A 5,224-nucleotide genomic window follows, 5' to 3' on the forward strand; every position below is an offset into this window, starting at 1 on the left:
CCAATGTGATTGTGGTTTTGTGGCAGATAGAGATTGGAACGCTTCTATCAATATCAAGCGTGAAGGATTGCGACTGTTAGTATAATCATAAATAGAGCATGGAACAGGCTTTATAGCTAAGTAAATTTCGTACCGTTAGGTGCGATTACCTTAGAAGCCCCCACCTCTAAGCGAAACGTAGGTGGCGGGTAGTTCACTACGTCATCGTTCATTTGTACCCCCCTCTTTTTTAAGTTCATACTCGCGTTCGCCTATCTTTTTAAAAAGTCTATCTTTTCTCTTTTTCGCCATCTTAAACAAAAGAAGTTGTTTTTCTGGATCACGTTTTCTAAATGTCGAACTTGGTTTTCTTTCTAGTATAATATACCGATTATCGGTAATATTCGCTATGAATATTCTGAAAAAGCGAAAAAAACACCTCATGCGGTGTTTTTTTCTTAATATGTATGGTGGAGGCGAGGGGAATCGAACCCCTGTCCGAAAATAACGCCACATCAGCTTCTCCGAGTGCAGTTACTTGATTTGGATTTGCTTATCCGACTGCCAAGTAACAAACGTTCGAATAAGCTAGTCTGATTGGTCTCTTCGGCCACCTACAGACGGAAGGCGAACCGCGTATCCCACTAAAGTTGAGCCCTAGTCACGCCACATGGGCGATGGAGTGGTAGAGCCGCAAGCTGAATTAAGCAGCTAATGCGAAGTTATTGTTAGTTTTGCCAGTTATTATTGGCTTTCGCGTTTTAACGAGGCCGCTGCCCCTCGACTCGCTACTGATGCTCGAACTATCCCCGTCGAATCCAAAACGCCCCCGTATTAGAGGTGAGAAGTGAATGATTAACTTCAACCACTTACTACATACTATAGTATATCATGATTGATATACTTTTAAAAGTTGAACCTTTTACCATCAATATTTTTGCTTTTCTCGCAGAGCACGCGCCATTTCGCGATTAGCATCTCTTTTTGCAATGTCATGCCTTTTGTCATACAATTTTTTACCTTTAGCTAAAGCTAAGTCTAATTTGGCAAACCCATTGCGTAAATATAGCTTAAGAGGAACTAAAGAATACCCTTGTTCTTTAGTCTTACCAATTAATTTTCTAATCTCCTCTTTATGAAGAAGTAATTTTCTTGTTCTTGTCGGTTCATGATTAAACCGATTTCCATGTTCAAAAGGACTAATATGCATATTATGAATAAAAACTTCCCCATTAGAGATACGAGCAAAGCTGTCCTTTAAATTAGCTTTTCCTGCACGGATGGATTTAATTTCGGTTCCAGTAAGCACGATCCCAGCCTCATAGGTATCCTCTATAAAATAATCATGGGTTGCCTTTTTGTTTTGTGCGACAACTTTTCCATCCTTTTTCCCCATTTCGTGCTCACCTCTTACATATGATATCGTTAGAAAAATATTATATCAAAACCACAATGTAAAATCAAAAGGGAAACCGTTGTCCGTTTCCCTTCTTTTCATATTTATTCAAATCTAATTCTTCGTTATGATCGAGTTCTTTTCTTTTTTGCCTTTTTCTTTTTATCATTTTTCGCCACGATCACTTTACTTTCAGTTTTATCAGTAGATCGTTTCCCTTTTGGTTTTCTGCTGTTTCGTTTTCCACTCTCAATTAATTTAGGCCTTTTCATTTTATTGGCGGATTTTGGTTTCATATCTACAAGTTCAAAGTCAACTGTGTGCTCATCTAGATTTACATTCGATACACGAACCTTTACCGTATCGCCAATTCGGAATATTTTTCCTGTTCTCTCACCAATTAATGCATACTGTTTTTCGTGAAAATAATAGTAGTCATCGATTAAATAGCTGACATGGATTAAACCTTCAACAGAATTTTCCAACTCTACAAACATACCAAATGAGGTGACACTGCTAATCATTCCTTCAAATTCTTCACCAATTTTATCAAGCATGAATTCTGCTTTTTTCAAATCATCTGTTTCTCTTTCTGCATCAACCGCTACTCGTTCCCTTTCTGAGGAGTGTTCAGCAACAATTGGCATCATACTTTGCAAGTATGCATGTCTTTCTGGTGAAAGAGCTCCTTGTTCTAATACTTCCCGAATAATTCGATGGATCTGTAAATCAGGGTATCTACGAATTGGCGAAGTAAAATGGGAATAAAATTCGGTAGATAGACCAAAATGGCCTAATGGTTCTGCGTCATATCGTGCTTGCCTCATCGAACGTAAAAGTACTGTACTTATAATGGTTTGTTCTGGCGTATCTTGAATTTCCTCAAGGACGGTTTGTAATGCACGTGGATGAATTTGATTGCTTAACCCTTTTACCACATAACCAAAATTGGTGATAAACTCCGCAAAAGCAAATAGTTTATCTGGATCTGGATCTTCATGGACACGATATAAAAAGGGTACTCGTAACCAATAAAAGTGTTCTGCCACTGTTTCATTCGCTTTTAGCATAAATTCTTCAATAATTTGTTCGGCAATCGAGCGTTCACGTTTTCTTATCTCAATTGGTTTTCCTTCTTCATCAACGATGATTTTTGATTCCTCAAAATCAAAATCAATCGCACCCCGACTCATTCGTTTATTACGCAAAATAAGTGCTAAATCCCTCATCATTTTAAAATCATCGATCAGACCTTTATATCTTTCCATTAATTCTGGCGGTTCTTCTTCAAGTATTTTTCTTACATTGGTATATGTCATTCGCTCATTTGTACGTATAACGCTTGTAAAGATATCGTGATTCACAACTTCCCCGCGGGGAGTAATCTCCATTTCACAACTCATCGCTAAACGATCCACTTGCGGGTTTAAGGAACAGATACCATTAGATAACCGATGAGGTAACATAGGGATGACTCGATCTACTAAGTAGACGCTTGTTCCTCTAAAATAGGCTTCCCGATCTAAATGAGATCCTTCCTTTACATAATAAGAAACATCCGCAATATGTACTCCTAATAAATAATTTCCATTCTCTAATCGTTCAATAGAGACAGCATCATCTAAATCTTTTGCATCCTCACCATCAATCGTGACCATTTTTTTATTTCGAAGATCACGTCTATTCTTGATCTCATCTTCTGAAATCGAATCAGGTACTTTTTCTGCTTCTTGCATCACTTCATCGGAAAAAGCTTCTGGTAAGCCATATTTGCGAATAATCGATAAGATATCGACACCTGGATCATTTTTATGGCCCAAAATCTCAATAACTTCCCCTTCTGGACTCATTCTTCCTTCAGGATATTTAGTGATCCTAACAACTACCTTATGCCCTTCAACAGCCCCATTCACACCGGCTTTTGGAATAAAAATATCTTGGTAAATTCGCTTATCATCTGGAATGACAAAACCATAATATTCCCCTTCGGTAAAGGTACCTACAACTTGACGATTTGCTCGTTTTAGAATGCGTACGATTTCACCTTCCCTACGAGTACCAGAGGTTTTTAGGCTTATCCTTGCCAAGACATGGTCACCATTCATCGCACCATGCATATCGTTTAGGTGAATATAGACGTCTGATTCCCCTTTATCCTCAGGAATGACAAAACCAAATCCTTTTGGATGACTCTGTAACTTCCCTTTGATCAAATTCATTTTTTCAGGAAGACCATAGGTGTTTGCCCTTGTTCGTACAATTTCACCATTTTCCTCTAATTCATTCATCAATTTAACAAACTCTTTAAAATTTTGAGCACCTTCAATAGCGAAGACCTCTTCTAATTCTCTGATCGTCATTGGTTTATATAGTTTTTCTCGCATAAAATCTAAAATATTATCTTTCGTCGCTTGCATAACGTAACACCCCTATAATTGAGGAAGATTGTTGTATCCTATATTATTGACTAATTTGCGATATAAATAAGTAAAGATCCTCAAAAACTTTTTCCCTTTCTTGATCAATAGTCAAGATATGTGTTGATTGTTCATACCATTTGATCTCTTTTGTTGATGAGCTTATATGTCGATAAATATAATTTGCACTTTCAGGGATTACCGTTTCATCACGTTTTCCTTGCATAATGAAAACAGGGCAATGAACACGGGGTAAATCATGTTTGACTTCTTTTATCAAGCGATGGAGACTTTCTACACATTTTATTGGAGTCCGATCATAGCTTGCTAGATTTTCCTCAATCTGATCCACCTTTTTTCCCTTAACCTGATATGCTTTTATGTATTTAATCCACCTAGCAAAAGCCATCCGTTTGTCATGGACAAAAATGGGTGCTGCCATAGGAATCACTGCTAGTAATGGTTTTTCCATCGCTAATTTTAAAGATAAAATACCTCCCATCGATAACCCAATCGAAATTATCTGATCATATCCTTCGCTTTTCATAAACTCATAAGCTTCTAAGACACTATTCCACCAATCCTCTTGATTGGTTTTTGCCATCTCTTCCGGAGAAGTTCCATGCCCTGCTAATAACGGTGCATATACAGCATAACCCTTTTGCTGGAGAAAATCCCCTAATAATCTTATTTCAGCAGGAGAACCTGTAAATCCATGTATCAAGAGTAGCCCTATCCTTTTATCCCCTTGATAATAAAAAGGTTCTGGACTCTTTTTAGTGATTTTCATCAATACCACCTTCCTCATCGCCAAGTAAAAATTGACTTGCCTCCTCGATTACCAATTCTTTTTTTCCTCATCTCTGCAAACGATATGTCTCGATTTCGATAAAAAAATAAGTATCTTTTCCTGGAACTTTATGGTTTCATAGATGTATTGCCTCAAGGAATAAATCTCCATCTATCTTTAAGCGTTTACGAAACTTCTCAATAAAGCATTTAGGATTCATGTAGAAACTTGGAATTAAAAGAAAGTTACTTTCTTTTGTATTAAAAAAACAGCAAGAGTACCCTGCTGTTATCTTAGTGTATTCATATTTTCACACATCATCTATTGCACTTTCACAATGTAAGCAACAAGAATGGAAAGAATAATAAAGCCTACAGCTAACCCAATGGTTACTTTCTCAAGTACCGCATCTAGACCACGTGCCTTTTGTTTACCAAATAATTGTTCAGCTCCACCAGCAATACTTCCAGATAATCCAGCACTTTTACCAGACTGAAGTAGAACAGAACCTATTAACCCTAAAGACACAATGACTAATAGAATTTTTAGAAAAATGGCCACGATCAACACCTCCTTAAGGAGTTTAACATATGTAATTTAACATAAATCAGGACAAAGTTCAAGTTTTAATTCCAAGGTTTT

At 37.1% G+C, this 5,224-nt stretch carries 4 protein-coding genes and 1 other RNA gene; all 5 read right to left on the bottom strand.

All coding sequences use genetic code 11. The features are described 5' to 3' along the window. Positions 1–447: 447 nt before the first annotated feature. Positions 448–810, bottom strand: a transfer-messenger RNA (tmRNA) gene (gene ssrA, locus U473_RS10180). Between the two features lie 97 nt (positions 811–907). Then, entirely contained in the window at positions 908–1,375 is a 468-nt protein-coding gene (smpB, locus tag U473_RS10185; protein WP_068725995.1) for an SsrA-binding protein SmpB, read from the bottom strand. A gap of 125 nt (positions 1,376–1,500) precedes the next feature. Then, the gene (gene rnr / locus U473_RS10190) at positions 1,501–3,792 is read right to left on the bottom strand and encodes a ribonuclease R (protein WP_082732493.1); all 2,292 of its coding nucleotides are present in this window, start codon (positions 3,790–3,792) and stop codon (positions 1,501–1,503) included. A gap of 43 nt (positions 3,793–3,835) precedes the next feature. Next, positions 3,836–4,582, bottom strand: coding sequence for an alpha/beta hydrolase (locus tag U473_RS10195; protein ID WP_068725997.1), 747 nt, complete (start codon positions 4,580–4,582; stop codon positions 3,836–3,838). Positions 4,583–4,903: 321 nt separating this feature from the next. Then, the gene (gene secG, locus U473_RS10200; RefSeq protein WP_068726000.1) at positions 4,904–5,143 is read right to left on the bottom strand and encodes a preprotein translocase subunit SecG; all 240 of its coding nucleotides are present in this window, start codon (positions 5,141–5,143) and stop codon (positions 4,904–4,906) included. Between the last annotated feature and the right edge of the window lie 81 nt (positions 5,144–5,224).

It is taken from the genome of Tepidibacillus decaturensis, from assembly GCF_001561915.1.
Lineage (GTDB): Bacteria > Bacillota > Bacilli > Tepidibacillales > Tepidibacillaceae > Tepidibacillus_B > Tepidibacillus_B infernus.

What these genes read in the sequence shown, in the direction of transcription:
- smpB (WP_068725995.1), bottom strand. Translation starts at nt 1,375, where the DNA reads ATGGGGAAAAAGGATGGAAAAGTTGTCGCACAAAACAAAAAGGCAACC.
- U473_RS10195 (WP_068725997.1), bottom strand. Translation starts at nt 4,582, where the DNA reads ATGAAAATCACTAAAAAGAGTCCAGAACCTTTTTATTATCAAGGGGAT.
- rnr (WP_082732493.1), bottom strand. Translation starts at nt 3,792, where the DNA reads ATGCAAGCGACGAAAGATAATATTTTAGATTTTATGCGAGAAAAACTA.